Annotated in this window: 15 protein-coding genes; 10 read left to right on the plus strand and 5 right to left on the minus strand. The window is 48.7% G+C overall.

Features of this window, described 5'->3' with window-relative positions:
- Positions 1-118 precede the first annotated feature (118 nt).
- Positions 119-664 (minus strand): oligoribonuclease, encoded by a 546-nt coding sequence (gene orn, locus AC51G0_RS17240; RefSeq protein WP_496299944.1) that lies wholly within the window; start codon positions 662-664, stop codon positions 119-121.
- 133 nt (positions 665-797) lie between these two features.
- On the opposite strand from orn, the gene rsgA reads away from it, so the two are divergent.
- The 5 genes from rsgA (at position 798) to AC51G0_RS17265 (ending at position 7,624) form a co-directional block, all read left to right on the plus strand.
- Positions 798-1,850: a small ribosomal subunit biogenesis GTPase RsgA gene (gene rsgA, locus AC51G0_RS17245; RefSeq protein ID WP_496299945.1), complete on the plus strand. Its 1,053-nt coding sequence runs from the start codon at positions 798-800 to the stop codon at positions 1,848-1,850.
- Between the two features lie 163 nt (positions 1,851-2,013).
- On the plus strand, positions 2,014-2,895 hold the full coding sequence (asd, locus tag AC51G0_RS17250) for an archaetidylserine decarboxylase (RefSeq protein WP_496299946.1): 882 nt from the start codon (positions 2,014-2,016) through the stop codon (positions 2,893-2,895).
- Positions 2,896-3,031: 136 nt separating this feature from the next.
- The gene (locus tag AC51G0_RS17255; protein ID WP_496299947.1) at positions 3,032-4,447 is read left to right on the plus strand and encodes an SLC13 family permease; all 1,416 of its coding nucleotides are present in this window, start codon (positions 3,032-3,034) and stop codon (positions 4,445-4,447) included.
- 242 nt (positions 4,448-4,689) lie between these two features.
- Positions 4,690-6,573: a methyl-accepting chemotaxis protein gene (locus AC51G0_RS17260; protein WP_496299948.1), complete on the plus strand. Its 1,884-nt coding sequence runs from the start codon at positions 4,690-4,692 to the stop codon at positions 6,571-6,573.
- Between the two features lie 166 nt (positions 6,574-6,739).
- Entirely contained in the window at positions 6,740-7,624 is an 885-nt protein-coding gene (locus AC51G0_RS17265; protein WP_496301998.1) for a DMT family transporter, read from the plus strand.
- A gap of 338 nt (positions 7,625-7,962) precedes the next feature.
- Here the strand turns inward: AC51G0_RS17265 and epmA are convergent, their stop codons facing one another.
- A complete protein-coding gene (gene epmA, locus AC51G0_RS17270) occupies positions 7,963-8,934 on the minus strand; it encodes an elongation factor P--(R)-beta-lysine ligase (protein WP_496299949.1) in 972 nt (323 codons plus the stop codon).
- Between the two features lie 556 nt (positions 8,935-9,490).
- On the opposite strand from epmA, the gene frdA reads away from it, so the two are divergent.
- Genes frdA through frdD form a run of 4 tightly spaced genes read left to right on the plus strand, consistent with a single transcriptional unit; the run spans position 9,491 to position 12,804 of the window.
- Entirely contained in the window at positions 9,491-11,305 is a 1,815-nt protein-coding gene (frdA, locus tag AC51G0_RS17275; RefSeq protein ID WP_496299950.1) for a fumarate reductase (quinol) flavoprotein subunit, read from the plus strand.
- Positions 11,305-12,045 carry a succinate dehydrogenase/fumarate reductase iron-sulfur subunit gene (locus AC51G0_RS17280; protein WP_075768179.1) on the plus strand — a complete coding sequence of 247 codons (741 nt, stop codon included), beginning with the start codon at positions 11,305-11,307 and terminating at the stop codon, positions 12,043-12,045. The genes frdA and AC51G0_RS17280 overlap by 1 nt, the downstream gene beginning before the upstream one ends.
- A gap of 2 nt (positions 12,046-12,047) precedes the next feature.
- Positions 12,048-12,431: a fumarate reductase subunit FrdC gene (frdC, locus tag AC51G0_RS17285; protein ID WP_496299951.1), complete on the plus strand. Its 384-nt coding sequence runs from the start codon at positions 12,048-12,050 to the stop codon at positions 12,429-12,431.
- Between the two features lie 10 nt (positions 12,432-12,441).
- Complete coding sequence (frdD, locus tag AC51G0_RS17290) at positions 12,442-12,804, plus strand: fumarate reductase subunit FrdD (protein ID WP_496299952.1); 363 nt, start codon at positions 12,442-12,444, stop codon at positions 12,802-12,804.
- A 162-nt stretch (positions 12,805-12,966) separates the two neighbouring features.
- On the opposite strand, the gene efp is transcribed toward frdD, so the two are convergent.
- A complete protein-coding gene (gene efp, locus AC51G0_RS17295) occupies positions 12,967-13,533 on the minus strand; it encodes an elongation factor P (RefSeq protein ID WP_496299953.1) in 567 nt (188 codons plus the stop codon).
- Between the two features lie 33 nt (positions 13,534-13,566).
- On the opposite strand from efp, the gene epmB reads away from it, so the two are divergent.
- Positions 13,567-14,589: an EF-P beta-lysylation protein EpmB gene (gene epmB, locus AC51G0_RS17300; protein ID WP_496299954.1), complete on the plus strand. Its 1,023-nt coding sequence runs from the start codon at positions 13,567-13,569 to the stop codon at positions 14,587-14,589.
- 1,511 nt (positions 14,590-16,100) lie between these two features.
- Here the strand turns inward: epmB and groL are convergent.
- Both groL and AC51G0_RS17310 read right to left on the minus strand, forming a co-directional pair.
- Positions 16,101-17,747 (minus strand): chaperonin GroEL, encoded by a 1,647-nt coding sequence (gene groL / locus AC51G0_RS17305; RefSeq protein WP_496299955.1) that lies wholly within the window; start codon positions 17,745-17,747, stop codon positions 16,101-16,103.
- Between the two features lie 41 nt (positions 17,748-17,788).
- Positions 17,789-18,079 (minus strand): co-chaperone GroES, encoded by a 291-nt coding sequence (locus tag AC51G0_RS17310; protein WP_075768202.1) that lies wholly within the window; start codon positions 18,077-18,079, stop codon positions 17,789-17,791.
- Between the last annotated feature and the right edge of the window lie 114 nt (positions 18,080-18,193).

Raw genomic sequence — 18,193 nt, forward strand, 5'->3', positions numbered from 1 at the left:
TCGAAAGCAACCAATTGATAATTGCCTTTCGAGGCTGCGCATTATACGAGGAAAATTTACGGATGCAATAGTTCTCAAAAAAAACCCGCAGATTTCCCTCCAAGCGCTCATTTTACCATCAAATACTGAAAATATGCTCACGATAGTAGCGCAATTCAGCAATCGAATCACGGATATCATCCAATGCTAAGTGACTCCCTTTCTTGGAAAAACCATTAAGAAGCTCTGGCTTCCAGCGACGGGTTAGCTCTTTTAGGGTACTGACATCTAGATAGCGATAATGGAAGTACTGCTCTAGCTCAGACATATGCTTATATAGGAAACGGCGATCCTGCCCTATGCTGTTGCCACATATAGGTGATGCGCCTTTCGGTACCCACAGCTCCAAGAAAGCAATGGTCTGGCGAACTGCTTCTTCCTCACTCACCTTACTCTGGCGGATCCGCTCAACCAGCCCACTCTTGGTATGCGTAGTCGTGCACCACTCATCCATTTTGGCCAATTCCGCTTCAGGCTGGTGAATAGCGAGTACAGGGCCCTCAGCTAAAATATTAAGTTGAGCATCTGTCACTATGGTTGCGATTTCAATGATTTGATGTATTTCCGGATCCAGTCCAGTCATCTCCAAATCAATCCAAATCAGGTTCTGATCGCTGATCGTCATCGGATATTGCCTATTTTATGAGTAAACCATGTATGATACTACCAAACGGAGCCATTATCTGAACCCCAACCGGGCCAGATAATTCTTCCAACGGGTATATTACCGTAAGCCAACTTAACTGAACGATATTCTTGTGGCAAAAAAGAAAAAGCTTACCAAAGGTCAGAGCCGTCGCGTACGCTCGAACCAAAATAAACGACTACGTCGTGATAAAGATGACGTACAGTGGGATGAAACCCTGCTGGAAACCGCTCGTGAAGGCTTAGTGATCACTCGCTTTGGCCAACATGCCGATATTGAAGATCCGGAAACCGGGCTGATCCACCGCTGTAACCTGCGCCGTAGTATCCAGAGCCTGGTTTCAGGTGATCGGGTGGTCTGGCGTCCTGGTGTTGAAGCCCTGCAGGGGATCGCAGGTGTCGTCGAAGCCGTTCACGAACGGGAATCGATGCTGACCCGCCCCGATTATTATGATGGCGTAAAGGCCGTAGCAGCCAATGTAAATCGCATCATCATTGTGTCGGCGGTATTGCCGGAGCTTTCCCTCAACATTATCGACCGCTACCTGATTGCGGCCGAAACCGTGGGCGTTGAGCCACTGATCGTCCTCAATAAAGTCGACTTGCTGGATGCTGAAAGCCGCCTACAGATTGAGCAGACTCTGTCTCTGTACCAGGACATCGGTTATGAACTACGCTATGTCAGCTCCGATACCGGAGAAGGGATGGAAAGCCTTAAAGATGACCTGAAAGGTCATGTTAATATCTTTGCAGGCCAGTCAGGCGTCGGCAAATCTAGCATGGTGAACTCACTGATGCCTGAAGTCGATGCCGAAATCGGCGATGTCTCTGAAAACTCAGGTTTAGGCACGCACACCACGACCGCGGCACGACTCTATCACTTCCCAGGTGGTGGCGATTTGATCGATTCACCGGGGGTACGAGAGTTTGGCCTGTGGCATTTAGAACCAGAACAAGTGACCGAAGCCTTTGTCGAGTTCCGAGAATACCTCGGCGGATGTAAGTTCCGTGACTGTAAGCACGGCGACGACCCAGGCTGTATCATTCGGGAGGCCATGGAAGAGGGAAAAATTAGCCGAGAGCGCTACGATAGCTACCACAAGATCATTGATAGCATGTCGGAGAACATTGCCAACCGCCAGTTTTCTCGCAATAAACCCGACTAATATACCATCCCCTGGCAACAGGGGATGTTACTCCCCTAGGTAACACACTGCATTTAACTGACTTTCCTCAGCCTTTTAGGTATCATTCTTGGTTCGAGTTATTCTTAAGTTGTTATAAGAGTAACCAGGTTGTTGATTAGTTGACACTTTCTGGAAAACTACCGTGCAAGATAATCTTAAAATCGGCCTGCAGTACTGCGCGCCAAAACATGCTCTAACCCGTTTAGCGGGTAAGCTGGCTTCTTTAAAAGCCGGCATGCTGACTACCGCTGTCATTCGCTGGTTCATCGGCCGATACAAGGTTGATATGTCTGAAGCACGCAACCCAGATCCTGCGGCTTACGCGACCTTCAACGATTTCTTCGTCCGCGAGCTCAAAGAAGGGGTCCGCCCTATCAATGATGAGGCCGACATCATCTCTCACCCGGCTGATGCCTGTGTAAGCCAGTTAGGCCCAATCACAGAGGGCCGTCTGTTCCAGGCCAAAGGCCATTACTTTGATGCCGTTGAACTATTGGGCGGAGACGAAACGCTGGCTGACGAATTCAAGGACGGCGATTTTGCTACCCTGTACCTGTCACCACGTGATTACCACCGTGTCCATATGCCATGTGATGGTACCCTGCGCCAGATGATTTATATTCCTGGCGATCTGTTCTCGGTCAATCCGCTTACCGCACAGAACGTACCTAACCTGTTTGCCCGCAATGAACGAGTGGTGTGCATCTTTGATACTGCACACGGCCCAATCGCCCATATACTGGTTGGCGCGACGATCGTCGGCAGTATTGAAACCGTATGGGCAGGGACCGTAACCCCACCAACGGGCCCAGACGTTCGCCGCTGGGATTACCCGGCGACTGGCGACCAGGCCATCGTGTTGAAAAAAGGCGATGAGATGGGCCGCTTCAAACTGGGCTCAACAGTGATCAACCTGTTCCCGAAAGACATGATCCATTTCGTCGAAGACATGCAACCTGAGCAGCCAACACGCATGGGCCAACCTTATGCGAAGTTGAAGCACCAGGAAAAAGTAGAAGCGTAACAACTTAACACTTTGGAATAAAAGGGGCTTTGACGGCCCCTTTTTTAGTGCAAAAAATTGACCATGTCGAGGAAATTTCCAGCGGTCAAATAGTATGCTGTTTGGTAGTCTACAACTATAAGCAAGCCAACATACTATGAAGAAGATATCCATTGCTCAGCTATTCAAGCTGTTGATTGCCTTCGGGATCCCGCTCGGGATTTTGATGCTACCTATCAATGCTATCCCGATAGAAGGCCTGACCCTCATCCAGCACCGGTTGCTGGCCATTTTTGCCCTTGCTGCCCTGCTATGGGTACTCGAGCCTGTCCCGGTTTTTGCCACTTCTATTCTCATCATTGCCCTTGAACTGATCATGATTTCCGACAAGGGGCTGCACCTATTTCGGACCGCACCTAGTGGCCACGAAATGGGCGAGATGATGATATACACCGATATATTTAGCGCCTTCTCATCGCCGATCATTATCCTATTTATGGGTGGCTTTGCCCTGGCTATCGCCGCCTCTAAGTATGAACTGGATAACAACCTCGCCCGGGTACTACTAAAGCCCTTCGGTACCCAACCCAAATTTATCATGCTCGGCCTGATGCTGATCACCGCCGTATTTTCGATGTTCATGTCAAACACGGCGACCACAGTGATGATGCTGGCATTGCTGGCACCAATTGTCGCTTCAGTCCCTAAGGGTGACATCGGGATCAAAGCCCTGGTTCTGTGTATCCCAATTGCCGCCAACACCGGTGGTATCGCCACCCCTATCGGTACCCCGCCCAACGCCATCGCCCTGCAGTACCTCACAGGGGAGCACAGCATCAGCTTCCTTGGCTGGATGATGATGGGTTTGCCGTTTGTCACCCTACAGCTGACTTTTGCCTGGTGGCTGTTACAAAAGCTGTTCCCATCGACGCAACAGCAAATGGAACTCAAGCTCGAAGGCCGTTTCCAGCAAAGCTGGCAGGCCATCGTGGTTTACATCACGTTTGCCCTCACCATTATCATGTGGATGACCACCTCGCTGCATGGTATGAACACTTATGTGGTATCAATCATTCCATTGGCTGTCTTCACCCTTACCGGGATCATGGGCAAGGAAGAGCTAAAGCTCATCAACTGGGATGTGTTATGGCTGGTCGCCGGGGGGATCGCTATCGGTATCGGTTTGGATAAAACCGGACTGGCAGCAGCATTAGCCCATGCCATCGACTATGATGCCCTTTCACCGGTTGCGGTGGTACTGACACTGTCAATTATCTGCTGGTTGATGGCTAACTTCATGTCCAACACCGCCACGGCCAATCTGCTGATGCCGATTGCCGCCGCTGTCGCCGCTTCCATGGAAAGCCTGGTCGCAATGGGGGGCTTGCAGGGAGTACTGGTTGTTGTCGCCTTCTCGGCGTCACTCGGTATGATCTTGCCAGTCTCGACTCCCCCTAACTCACTGGCTTATTCAACCGGGCTGATTGAAAGTAAAGATATGGCCAAAACCGGGCTCATTATCGGGATTGTCGGCCTCCTTGTTGTCTATGCAGGCGCCATGGTATTGACCTAACAAATGCAAAGCACCGCATCTATCACACCTGCGAAGGTAAGCATGATTGCCTTCGCATTCTTCTCCCTGCCACTCTGACCTTTCGCTTTTATTTGCTACTGCAATCACGGTTTTTCTGCCAGAGCTCACAGATGATCATCCCGTCAGTGCCGATGAAAAAACCGAGTGATGCCATAACAACAACTCTTCACACTGCGTCATACCGATAAATCTATAAACCTGGCCATCTGCGAGAGTCTAAGATGAAAAATACGATCAAATTAAAAATTCAGGTCGCAATAGCGGTGATTATTGCTTCCGTCAGCGCCGTCCAGGCCTGGATATCCATCAGTCAGCTAAAACAGGAAACCACAACAGAAGTCAGCAACCAAATGCGCGATATCGGCCAGGCTACCAGCCGCTACATTGCCGATTGGCTCAACACCCGCAGTGATATGATGCTGGCCAACGAGTCCTTGATTGCCAACCAAGATAACGTCGATCGCGAACTTCTACTGACCAAACGTGCCGGTCAGTTCCTGTCAGTCTATGCCGGTTTCAGTGACGGCAGCATTGCCTATGGTGACAAAACGGAAGATTGGCCGGCCGACTATGATCCTCGCACCCGCCCTTGGTACAAGGATGCCACGAGCGCCGGCGGCCTGGTGCTAACCGAACCCTACCAAGACTTTGACGGCAGCATTGTGGTAAGTTTTGCCAAAGCCTTCCAGGGCCGGTACCAAGGTGTATTGGCTGCCGACTTGACCGTCAGCCATATCATTGACCAAGTGTTGAACCTGAAGCTGGAGCATAACGGCTTTGCCTTTCTTATCGACGGTAACCACAACATTGTTGCCTACCGCGATGAAAAGCTCAGCCAGCAACCCATTACCCAGCTAGACAGCGAGCTAACACCAGCGCTGTTCCGCCAGTTACAGGGCGGTCAGACAATCCAAACCATCACCCTAAATAGCGACAACCAGGAAAAGCTGATCTATGCCAACCCAATAGCAGGTACCGATTGGACACTGGCACTGGTGGAAGACAAATCACTGGCCTTTGCCTCTATTGGAGAGCAGGTCAAGTTTGTTGTATTGGCATCAATCATGCTCTATCTGGTCATTTCTGTTATCGCCACAATGATCATCAACAGCCTGCTCCGCCCCCTGAATAACCTGAACCAATCCGTCAGCCAGCTAGCACAGGGCAACGGCGATTTGACCCAGCGTATTGAAATCGAGCGTATGGATGAAATTGGCGAACTGGCCGATAACATGAACCGTTTTCTTGCCCAGTTGCAAACCATGATCACAGGTGTCGTCAACCATTCGCAGACTTTAGGCCAACATGCCGAGCGCTCGGCCCAACTGAGTAACCACGCCTCGCAGCGCGTCACCGATCAGCAAAATGATGTCAACCAGATAGCGACAGCTATCCATGAAATGTCAGCAACATCAGGCGAAGTGGCCAATCATGCTGAGATGACGGCAGCAGCCGCACAAGCCTCCACGACAGCGTGTGAACAAGGCCAACAGGTTATCGGCCAAAACCGTGATGCGATCACCTCACTGGCCAATCAGGTACAGGATGCCGCCAATGTTATCCATGAACTGGAAAACAATGCCCAGGGCATCAACCAGATCCTGTCGACAATCCAAGGTATTGCAGAGCAGACAAACCTGTTGGCACTCAATGCCGCGATTGAGGCTGCCCGTGCCGGTGAACAGGGCCGGGGCTTTGCCGTGGTAGCCGATGAAGTTCGGGTACTGAGCCAGCGTACCCATGACTCGACCGAGGAGATCCGCAGTATGATTGACACCCTGCAACAAAATACCCTGCAGGCCGTCGACAGCATGCAAACCAGCACCGAGCTGGCCGGACAAAGTGTCGGCTATGCAGAGGCGGCTAGCGAGAGCCTAAACCAAATCACCCATACCATTACGGAAATCTCGGATATGGCCACCCATATCGCCAGCGCCGCCGAAGAGCAGCGGGCGGTAAGTGAAGATATCAGCCGCAATACACAGGCCATCAAGGAAGTTTCTGATCACCTCGCAGAGCAAACTGCAGAGGTCAGCCAGAGCAGCCGGGAGATGAACGATTCAGCCGAGACCATGCGCCAGGATGTATCACGTTTTCGGGTATAACTCGCCCCCTTCGCAAATCATGAAATTTGCTCATGTTCTACATGAAAAGAATGATTGAAGACATTATCAACATGACATAGCCCCTTGTGTAAAATAAGGCAACTTCCAGCGCCGGAATCACTACCGGCGCTGATTTTTCGCAAGGATTGTTATGTCAGTCGGGATGATTGGGTATGAATGGCTAGCATTGGGCGCGGCTATGTTGTGGGCACTCAGCAGCCTGATTTCAGTTGCCCCCGCCCGCCACCTTGGTGCTTTTGCCTACAGTCGCTGGCGCATGGCCTGCGTTACCATCATGCTATCGCTCATGGCGATGCTCAACCACGGCTGGGACAGCATGCAGTGGGACTATGCCTCGGTTATGATCCTATCGGGACTGATTGGCATCTTTATTGGCGATACCGCCTTGTTCTCCTGCTTTAACCGGATCGGCCCCCGCCGGGGAGGGTTGCTATTTTCCTGCCACGCTGTTTTTTCTGCACTGCTGGGGATCTGGCTGTTTAACGAAGAATTACTCGGCTGGAAACTGGTCGGCGGGTTATTCGTATTTCTCGGTGTGGCCAGCGCTATCTTTTTTGGCCAGCAACAAAACCATACCTGGGAGGAGATCCGGGGCAAACTCTGGGTAGCCATCGCCTTAGGGCTCATTGCTGCCCTGTGTCAGTCACTCGGGGCTGTTATTGCCAAACCCGTGATGCAGACCGATATCGATCCGATAGCTGCCTCAGCGGTCAGGATGGCCAGTGCGTTCGGCGCCCATTTCCTGCTGCGCCTCAGCGGTGCCCCTCTCTTTCGACCAGTCACGCCGATCACCTTGCCAATTCTAGGTATGGTCGCCATCAATGGCTTTCTCGCCATGGCGGTCGGCATGACCTTGATCCTCTATGCATTACGCTATGGTGATGTCGGCATGGTAGCCCTGCTCTCTTCAACGACCCCAATCATGGTACTGCCCTTGCTTTGTCTGCATACCGGAAACATCCCCAATAGAAGTGCCTGGATGGGTGCCATTCTGGCCGTTATTGGTACCGGATTGATTGTTAGCTATTAACCATTAGTTATATGAACAACCAATTGCAATTGATAACCGTTTGCATTTGAGGCTGTAATTGCTTATAGTTTAAACCGCTTCGATATGACGCCTTGAAATCCTAACTTGCCGCCTGTCGATGCTGTTATCAATATAGAACTTGCTGTTCCCCCCAGCTCCCTGCTTATCGTCAGGGAGTAAAAGCCCGTGTCTTCTGGCTTAGATACGGCAATACCCAATGGTATTTTTGGCCACCCTCTTACCTGGAGTGACATCCGGTAAATAGCCAGACACAAAAAGCGCGGCATTTGCCGCGCTTTTTGTGCTAGATGTATGGTTAACTGGCAATGTATGGAAAATCAGGCAATGTGGATCGGAAAGGCTGTAACCTGATCAATATGATCCAATTGCTGCGCCAGCATGATCAAACGATCAATACCCAGCGCAACCCCTGCACAGTCAGGAAAGCCAGCCCGCAGTGATTCAACCAGATTTAAATCAATCGGCTGGGGCTGCAATCCCATTTTCAGACGTTTCTGGTTATCTTCTTCAAAGCGAGCCAACTGTTCGTCACCATCGGCCAGCTCATGGAAGCCATTAGCCAGCTCAATCCCTTTGAAATACACCTCAAAACGTTCTGCCACCCGCGGATCTATCGGGTTAATTTGCGCAAGCGCAGCCTGTGACGCAGGGAAATCATAAACAAAAGCAGGGGCTTGCTGACCAATCTTCGACTCAACACCAACACTGAACAATAACTGCAGTAAGGTATCACGATCCTCTTCAGGATCAGCAATATCGGCCAGCCCCAAGGTACTTGCGGCTTCTTTCAGCTGCGCCATGCTGCCTTCCAGCGGGCAAACCCCGAGTACTTTAACAAACGCTTGCTGGTAGGTCATACGCTCGGCCTGGACTGAGCCCAAGACTAACTGCAGCAGTTCATCCATCTCATCCATCAGGGCATGGTGATCAAAGTCAGGGCGGTACCATTCCAGCATCGTGAACTCGGGGTTGTGGAACCGTCCCGACTCTTCATTACGAAATGACTTACAGATCTGATAGATAGGTCCACTTCCCGCCGACAGCAGCCGCTTCATGTGAAATTCAGGACTGGTCATCAGGTACAGGGTCTGCCCCTTGGCATAGCCCGGTCCAACAAACTGGGTTTGGAAAGTATGAAGATGAATATCTGTTACTGTCGCCTGACTCATAGCAGGTGTATCAACTTCCAGAACCTCTCGGCGGGCAAAGAAATCACGAATTGAGGCAATAGTAGCAGCGCGCTGTTTCAGTTGCGCGATCGAGGCGGTCGGTTGCCAATGCAAAGTCATAGCATCACTTCTTATCTATCGGGGGATCATTGAGTCAACCAGTTTACCAAACTCCCCTCTCAGCAGCAGCTACTGACTTCGTCCTCAAAGCCAACCAGAGCTCCTGTCATTCATTATTAAGAATTATGAATGGCGCCATATAAAAGCTAAATATCAGCATTATCAAAACAACCACTAAATTCAAACAAATACGCAACAGCCACATCACCAAAGTGCTATAAACTCAACATTAAGTTACACCACGCTACCACTAACGATTTAGTTTCTTTTTTAAATGAATGACTTGATGACATATTGCGAAACACATTCTTAATGAGCCAGAAACAATTAACACAAAATAAAACGGCGAATTAACAACCACAAAACATTACAGCTTGTGACAATAATCACACTTTCTGTAATCACCTTATACTTTTGGGCTATTTCAGTAAAAAAGCTGCGTCTAAATCAAATTTTCTATCGATATTGTTTCATAGAATGAAACTCAGGATTTCAAGGATAAGTACGCTGTTGCGTGCTTTTTTAAATTTTATCGTCTTACCTTCGGAGGATAGCTGTGAAGACTATTACCACAGATATCGCTGTAATCGGCGCAGGTGGTGCAGGCCTACGTGCTGCCATCGCTGCTGCAGAAGCAAACCCAGACTTAGAAATTGCACTAATTTCAAAAGTTTACCCAATGCGCTCTCATACCGTAGCTGCAGAGGGTGGCTCCGCTGCCGTCATCAAGGATGAGGATAGCTTAGATAACCACTTCAACGACACTGTTGGTGGTGGGGACTGGCTATGTGAACAGGACGTTGTTGAATATTTTGTAGAAAACGCGACTCGCGAGATGACCCAGCTAGAACAGTGGGGTTGTCCTTGGAGCCGTAAGGAAAACGGTGACGTTAACGTTCGTCGTTTCGGTGGTATGAAGGTTGAGCGTACTTGGTTCGCTGCGGATAAAACCGGCTTCCACATGCTGCACACACTATTCCAAACTTCTATCAAATACACGCAAATCAATCGCTTTGACGAGTACTTCGTGGTTGATCTACTGGTAGAAGAAGGCGAAGTGCAAGGCCTTATCGCCATTCACATGTCTGAAGGCGAACTGGTTTGTATTAAAGCTAAATCTGTTGTTCTTGCTACAGGTGGCGCGGGCCGAGTTTACAACTGCAACACCAACGGTGGCATCGTAACCGGCGACGGTATGGCGATGGCATTCCGCCACGGTGTACCGCTACGTGATATGGAATTCGTTCAGTATCACCCAACAGGCCTACCTGGTACCGGGATCCTGATGACCGAAGGTTGTCGTGGTGAAGGCGGTATCATGCTGAACAAGAATGGCTACCGTTACCTGCAAGATTACGGTATGGGCCCAGAAACACCAATCGGCCAGCCTAAAAACAAATACATGGAACTTGGTCCTCGTGACAAAGTCTCTCAAGCGTTCTGGCACGAGATGCAAAAAGGTAACACTATCAAGCACCCACTGGGTGATGTAGTCCACCTTGATCTTCGCCACCTAGGTAAAGAATACCTGCACGAGCGCCTACCATTCATCTGTGAACTTGCGAAAGCATACGTGAACGTTGACCCTGCGGAAGAGCCAATTCCAATTCGTCCAACCGTACACTACACCATGGGTGGTATCGAAACAGACAAGAACAACGAAACACGTATCTCTGGTCTATTCGCCGTCGGTGAGTGTTCTTCTGTTGGCCTACATGGTGCTAACCGCCTGGGCTCTAACTCTCTGGCAGAGCTTGTTGTATTCGGCCGCCTGGCGGGTGAAGGTGCAGCGAAGCGTGCAGAAGAATTCAAAGGTTGGAACGAAGAGTCTATCACTAAGCAAATGAAGGCTGTTCAAGACCGCATCGATACCCTTCTTTCTCAGGAAGGTGACGAGAACTGGGCTGATATCCGCACCGAAATGGGTCACTCCATGGAAGCAGGTTGTGGTATCTACCGCCAAGAAGATCTGATGCAGGCTACTGTTGATAAACTTGCAGAGCTTCGTGAGCGTTACAAGAAAATCAGCATCAAAGATAAAGGCAAGGTATTCAACACCGATCTGCTATACGCAATCGAAGTGGGTTACGGCCTTGAAGTTGCTGAAGCGATGGCTCACTCAGCAATTCTTCGTCGCGAATCACGTGGTGCGCACCAGCGTCTTGACGACAACTGCACCGAGCGTGATGACGTGAACTTCCTGAAGCACTCGCTAGCATTCTACAACGGTGATAAAGCACCTCGCATCGAATACAGCGACGTGAAAATCACCAAGTCTCAGCCTAAGGCTCGTCTATACGGCGCGGCAGCAGAAGAGGCAGCAGCAAAAGAAGCAGCAGAAGCGGCAGCGAAAAAAGAGGAGCAGGCATAATGTCAGGCAACCGTATCCAAAAAGTTGAAATTCTGCGTTATGACCCAGAAAAAGATGCAGAACCGTACTTCGAGATGTTCGAAGTTCCGTTTAACGAAACCATGTCTGTGCTTGATGCGCTGGGTTACATCAAAGATAACCTAGACAAAGATCTGGCTTACCGCTGGTCTTGCCGCATGGCGATCTGTGGTTCTTGCGGCATGATGGTCAACAAGGTGCCAAAACTGGCCTGTAAGACTTTCCTGCGTGACTACCCGAACGGTCTGAAAATCGAAGCACTGTCTAACTTTGCCATCGAGAAAGATTTGATTGTCGACATGACACCGTTCATCGAGCGTCTGGAAGCTATCAAGCCTTACATCATCGGTAACGATCGCAAGCCTGAAGATGGTCCAAACAACCAGACGCCTGAGCAAATGGCAAAATACAAGCAGTTCTCTGCCTGTATCAACTGTGGCCTGTGCTACGCAGCATGTCCTCAGTTTGGCCTGAACCCTGAGTTCATCGGTCCTGCCGCTCTGACTCTGGCTCACCGTTATAACCTGGATAGCCGTGACAACGGTGCTGATGAGCGTATGAAGCTGATCAACGGCGAAAACGGCGCTTGGGGTTGTACGTTTGTTGGTTACTGTTCTGAAGTTTGTCCAAAGAGCGTCGATCCAGCAGCAGCGGTTAACCAAGGTAAAGTTGAATCTTCTAAAGATTTTGTTATTGCCATGATTAAGCCTCAGGAGGCATAAGGATGAGCAACCGTAAACCTTACGTTCGTGAAATGACACGTACCTGGTGGAAAGATCATCCTTTCTACCGCTTCTACATGGTTCGTGAAGCAACAATTTTGCCATTGATCTTTTTCACAGTGTGCCTGACTTTCGGTTTAGGTAGCCTAGTGAAAGGTCCTGAAGCTTGGGCAACCTGGTTAAGCTTTATGTCTAACCCAATCGTTGTTGTGCTTAACATTCTGGCTCTTGCAGGCAGCTTGTTCCACGCACAAACATTCTTCAGCATGATGCCTCAAGTAATGCCGATTAAAATCAAAGGCAAAGCACTTGATAAGAAAATTGTTGTGCTGGCGCAGTGGGCGGCAGTTGCTGCTATCTCACTAGTCGTTCTAGTACTAGTTTAAGGAGAACCACGTGGTAAATCTAAATCCTAAACGTTCTGACGAGCCAGTATGGTGGGGTCTGTTTGGTGCAGGTGGTACTTGGTTCGCAATGCTAACACCAGTTACCGTACTTGTTCTGGGGATCATGGTGCCACTAGGCATGATTGATGCCGAAGCAATGAGCTATGAGCGTGTAACAGGCTTCGTAACCAGCATCATTGGCGCGCTATTTACGATTGCAACGCTTGCACTTCCTATGTGGCATGCAATGCACCGTCTACACCACGGTATGCACGACCTGAAATTCCACACGGGTGTTGCAGGTAAAATCGCGTGTTACGCGTCTGCATTCCTAGTGTCTGCGCTGGCTGTTATCTTTGTATTCATGATCTAATCATCAAGGTATTGCCATGTTAAAAAGCACCGCTCAGGCGGTGCTTTTTTTTGCCGGTCCGGTATTCAGAACACCTTATAAAGTGTTTCATCAGAATATTCATAAACAGCAGGCAACAAAAAAGGCCGCCCAGGGCGACCTTTTTTCAGCAGTAATCAATGATTACTTCACACGGCCTACGTATTCAGCAGAACGTGTATCAACTTTAACTACTTCGCCAATCTGAATGAATAGCGGTACACGTACTACAGCGCCTGTAGTTAGTGTTGCAGGCTTACCACCCGTACCTTGGGTATCACCTTTCAGGCCTGGATCAGTTTCAACTACTTCCAGTTCAACAAAATTAGGTGGCGTTACTGTGATTGGGTTACCGTTCCACAGCGTCAGCGTACAAGTGTTGTTTTCTACCAGCCACTTCGCGTTGTCACCAACCGCTTTCAGATCAGCCGCTAGCTGCTCGAAAGTTTCGTTGTTCATGAAGTGGTAGAATTCGCCGTCGTTATATAGGTAATCAAGCTCGATGTCGACTACGTCTGCAGCTTCAACCGACTCACCAGATTTGAAAGTCTTCTCAAGCACCTTGCCTGAAAGTAGCTTACGGATCTTAACGCGGTTGAACGCCTGGCCTTTACCCGGCTTAACAAATTCGTTTTCGATAATGACACATGGTTCATTATCTAGCATAATTTTCATTCCGCCGCGGAATTCATTGGTGCTGAAAGACGCCATTTCTATCCTCTTAACATCTTCGAGTTGTATTTAATGCCGCATATAATAACCCGAAACGCATCAACTGTTGAGCAAAACTGGCTCAATGATCTTGCTAATGCGATTTCCGATCCCTTTCAGCTCCTAAAAACCCTAAAAATTGATCCCGCCCCATGGGAACAAGGGCTCGCTGCCCGGAAATTATTTGCACTGCGTGTCCCTATGAGCTTTGTCGAAAGAATGGAAGTTGGCAACCCCTATGATCCATTGCTGCGGCAAGTGCTCCCGCTCGAAGAAGAATTTGAGGTGCATAATGGCTACTCCCTCGATCCGCTGGAAGAGCAGGACAATGCGATTCCCGGCCTGCTGCACAAATACAAAAACCGGGTATTGATGATCGTGAAAGGGGGCTGTGCGGTGAATTGCCGTTACTGCTTCCGCCGCCATTTCCCGTACGAGGACAACAAGGGCGGAAAGCGCCATTGGCAGGCAGCACTCGACTATATCGCCACCCAGCCGGAAGTGAGCGAGGTTATCCTCTCCGGAGGCGATCCCTTGATGGCAAAAGACCATGAGTTGCAGTGGCTGATCGATGGTATCAGCCAAATTCCCCACATTAAGCGCCTCAGAGTCCACTCACGCCTTCCTGTGGTACTTCCATCGCGCGTTACCGAGCACCTGTGCGAGCTGCTACAACAAAGTCGCCTACAGACGGTGCTGGTCACTCATATTAACCATGCCAACGAAATCAATGATGAATTTCGCCAAGCCATGGCCAAGCTAAAACAAGCTGATGTCACACTGCTGAACCAAGGCGTGCTGCTAAAAGGGGTTAACGACTCGGTGGGTGCTCTGGCACAGCTGAGTGAGGCTTTATTTGGCGCCGGCATTTTACCTTACTACCTCCATGTTTTAGATAAAGTACAGGGCGCCGCGCACTTCATGGTTACTGATACACAAGCTCGTAGACTGATGGCGGGGTTACTGGAAAATGTCTCGGGCTATCTCGTGCCCAAGCTCACCCGGGAAATCGGTGGTCGCAGCAGCAAGACCCCACTCGATCTACATATGGAATAACAGTAGTTACCAACCGCCCCGCTCTTGTAGGCTGTGCAGCCCGTCTAGGCACAGCCACTCTCATTTCCACTGTAACGGCGTACAGCTTTTTTACCCAAAAACACATTTTTAATGTTCAAAATGACCCTTGTGCTCTGAACGCACTAAGCAACACATAAACATATGTTTTTAAACAACTTATTCATGTGCAGCTTTTTGAGCTTTTTTTTAAGCAAACTCACTTTTCCACTCACTGCACTTTTACCACGAAATAGTACAGCTTTCGTTCGCTTTGGCAGCAAAAAGATGCACCTTTTGAGGTGCTGGTGTAAAATTACAAGCGTCAAATATAACGAGTTGATTTTAAACCAAATAATTCATGTACAGCTTTTCTAGCTTTTCCCCATTTAAACTAACTTATCTGTTTTGGGTTACTACGGACCAATTGATTCACTTCCGATCCGTCTTTTGCTGTCTTCTAAGCAAATGATTTCTGCTGATGATAAAAAATAAATCATCATTCATGGACGCTCAGTCCTTCATCAGGGTGAAATAATGGATGCGCTCTAGATGGTGGACAGCACTCTTTGGCTATAAAACCACGGGAAGGGACCCAAGATATTTGAGTTGTGCAAATGGAAGCCCAACAGGCCACAGAAAGCGTGATTGAAGCATTATGGGACTCAAGGCCATAACAATAGTGCAGTAGTACATTGAAGAGACAGGCGTCACGGATATACGCGGCTTCGTAATTGGCGACAACACAATTGCAGCAAGAAAGCGCAGCCAGCCTCAGCCACATCACGGGGAAACAAGCCGTGCACCATTGGCAGGAATGTACAGCTCAAAGCTGAGCAATATCGCACATTGAGAGCAATACATAAACTTCCGCTCTAAATCACTGTTTTTAAAGCATAATACTTTGTTCAGCTTTTCAAGCTTTTTTCCGCTAAAGCTTATCATGATTAATATACTAACTTCCGACGAAAACAGTACAGCTTTTTGTGATTTATTCAGCTTTTACATGAGCAAAAAAGAACGCATTGAACAAAAGCCCAATAACAACAACTAAGTGATTGATTTTAAATAAATAAAATAACGTGCAGCTTTTCATGCTTTTTACCCGCTAAACCTTGAACACTACTTTTACTGCCAACGAACTATCAAAACGTCGTGGCGAGCAGCTTTTCTCGCAAAATTCAGCAAAAAGCTGAGCAAATGTGACACCATGATAAAACAACCACAGAAATGAAAGTAAATCATTGTTTTATAACGACTTTAATTTACGTGCAGCTTTTCGAGCAATTTCCCCGATGAACGGTACAGATGCGAGATGCGAGATGCGAGATGCGAGATGCGAGAAAAGATGGTATCGCTATATGTTAACTAGACAACCTATTCCATTTGCTACAGGTACAAAAAAGCTGGAGACTAGCTCCAGCTTTAAACAATCTACAAGCGCAGAAAGTAGTAATGGTTCAGCTCAAAGCGATATTGTCTTAATACCGCAAAGAGATGAGCGATTACGGCAATTACATCATGCCGCCCATACCACCCATACCGCCCATGCCGCCCATATCAGGCATTGCAGGTGCTGCATCTTGTGGTAGGTCTGTAACCATTGCTTCAGTGGTGATCATCAGGCCAGCAACAGAAGCAGCAAACTGCAGTGCAGAACGCGTTACTTTTGTTGGGTCCAGAATACCCATTTCAATCATGTCGCCGTATTCGCCAGTTGCCGCGTTGTAACCGTAGTTACCTTCGCCCGCACGAACGTTGTTAGCTACAACAGACTCTTCATCACCCGCATTTTTGGTGATTTGACGGATTGGAGATTCCATTGCGCGTAGTGCAACACGGATACCCACGTTCTGCTCTTCGTTATCACCTTCAAGGCCAACAACTTTAGATGCAGCACGGATTAGTGCAACACCACCACCCGCAACCACGCCTTCTTCTACCGCTGCACGCGTTGCGTGTAGGGCATCTTCAACACGGTCTTTCTTCTCTTTCATTTCAACTTCAGTTGCCGCACCAACTTTGATCACTGCAACACCGCCAGCTAGTTTCGCTACACGCTCTTGAAGTTTTTCTTTATCGTAGTCAGATGTGGCTTCTTCAATCTGCTGGCGGATCTGGGCAACACGGCCCTGGATCATCGTTTCTTCACCCATACCGTCGATGATAGTGGTGTTTTCTTTCGTGATCGTAATACGCTTCGCCTGGCCTAGGTCTTCAAGCTGAACTTTTTCTAGCTCAAGACCGATTTCTTCAGAAATCACCGTGCCTGCAGTCAGCACTGCAATATCTTGCAGCATTGCTTTACGACGGTCACCGAAACCAGGTGCTTTAACAGCAGCAACTTTAACGATGCCACGCATGTTATTCACAACAAGTGTTGCCAGCGCTTCACCTTCAACGTCTTCTGCAATGATAAGAAGAGGACGAGATGCTTTAGCAACCGCTTCTAGTGTAGGCAGTAGCTCACGGATGTTTGAGACTTTCTTGTCAACAAGCAGGATGAATGGGCTTTCCAGATCAACAGAACCCGCTTCCTGGTTATTGATGAAGTAAGGAGACAGGTAACCGCGGTCGAACTGCATACCTTCAACTACGTCTAGCTCATCATGCAAAGCCTGACCTTCTTCAACCGTGATAACGCCATCACGACCCACTTTTTCCATTGCTTCTGCAATGATGTTACCGACAGTCACATCAGAGTTCGCAGAGATAGTACCTACCTGTGCAATCGCCTTAGTGTCTGCACATGGTACAGATAGCTCTTTAAGCGCTTCAACTGCAGCAACAACCGCTTTGTCGATACCGCGCTTAAGATCCATTGGGTTCATACCAGCAGCAACCGCTTTTAGGCCTTCAGTGATAATAGACTGAGCCAATACTGTTGCAGTTGTTGTACCGTCACCTGCCGCGTCATTCGCTTGCGAAGCAACTTCTTTCACCATTTGTGCGCCCATGTTCTGGAACTTGTCTTCCAGTTCAATTTCACGCGCAACAGAAACACCATCTTTAGTAATCGTTGGTGCACCGAAAGATTTGTCCAGTACAACATTACGGCCTTTAGGACCCAGTGTTACTTTTACTGCATCAGCTAGAACGTTGACACCTTCTAGCATTTTAATTCGTGCGTCGTTACCAAACTTAACGTCTTTAGCAGCCATGTCTTTCTTCCTTTCTTAATTTTTAATTCGAAGTGATCGGATTATTCAACGATTGCCATGATGTCGTTTTCAGACATGATCAGGACTTCTTTACCGTCGATCTTTTCAGATTTTGTGCCGTAGCCTTCTGCAAAGATCACAGTATCACCAACTTTAACGTCCAGCGGCTGTACTGTGCCGTTTTCTAGGATGCGGCCTTTGCCTACTGCCAGTACTGTACCGCGAGTAGATTTTTCAGCTGCTGAACCAGTTAGAACGATGCCGCCAGCAGATTTTGATTCAACTTCTTGGCGCTCAACGATAACTCGGTCATGTAAAGGACGAATGTTCATCGGTCGTCTCTCCTGATTTTGGTAATATCCATACAATTAATAAAGCCAGCGTGGTCTCACGCTAACTTTTTCTGATACCTAAACATGTTGGGACGTTTTTCTAGATCCCAAGTC

The organism is Photobacterium sp. HL06 (genome assembly GCF_059552575.1).

Bases quoted from the DNA above. Each gene is read 5' to 3' on its own strand.
- orn (WP_496299944.1), bottom strand. From the start codon at position 664: ATGACGATCAGCGATCAGAACCTGATTTGGATTGATTTGGAGATGACT.
- AC51G0_RS17255 (WP_496299947.1), top strand. From the start codon at position 3,032: ATGAAGAAGATATCCATTGCTCAGCTATTCAAGCTGTTGATTGCCTTC.
- AC51G0_RS17260 (WP_496299948.1), top strand. From the start codon at position 4,690: ATGAAAAATACGATCAAATTAAAAATTCAGGTCGCAATAGCGGTGATT.
- epmA (WP_496299949.1), bottom strand. From the start codon at position 8,934: ATGACTTTGCATTGGCAACCGACCGCCTCGATCGCGCAACTGAAACAG.
- AC51G0_RS17280 (WP_075768179.1), top strand. From the start codon at position 11,305: ATGTCAGGCAACCGTATCCAAAAAGTTGAAATTCTGCGTTATGACCCA.
- frdC (WP_496299951.1), top strand. From the start codon at position 12,048: ATGAGCAACCGTAAACCTTACGTTCGTGAAATGACACGTACCTGGTGG.
- efp (WP_496299953.1), bottom strand. From the start codon at position 13,533: ATGGCGTCTTTCAGCACCAATGAATTCCGCGGCGGAATGAAAATTATG.
- epmB (WP_496299954.1), top strand. From the start codon at position 13,567: ATGCCGCATATAATAACCCGAAACGCATCAACTGTTGAGCAAAACTGG.
- groL (WP_496299955.1), bottom strand. From the start codon at position 17,747: ATGGCTGCTAAAGACGTTAAGTTTGGTAACGACGCACGAATTAAAATG.
- AC51G0_RS17310 (WP_075768202.1), bottom strand. From the start codon at position 18,079: ATGAACATTCGTCCTTTACATGACCGAGTTATCGTTGAGCGCCAAGAA.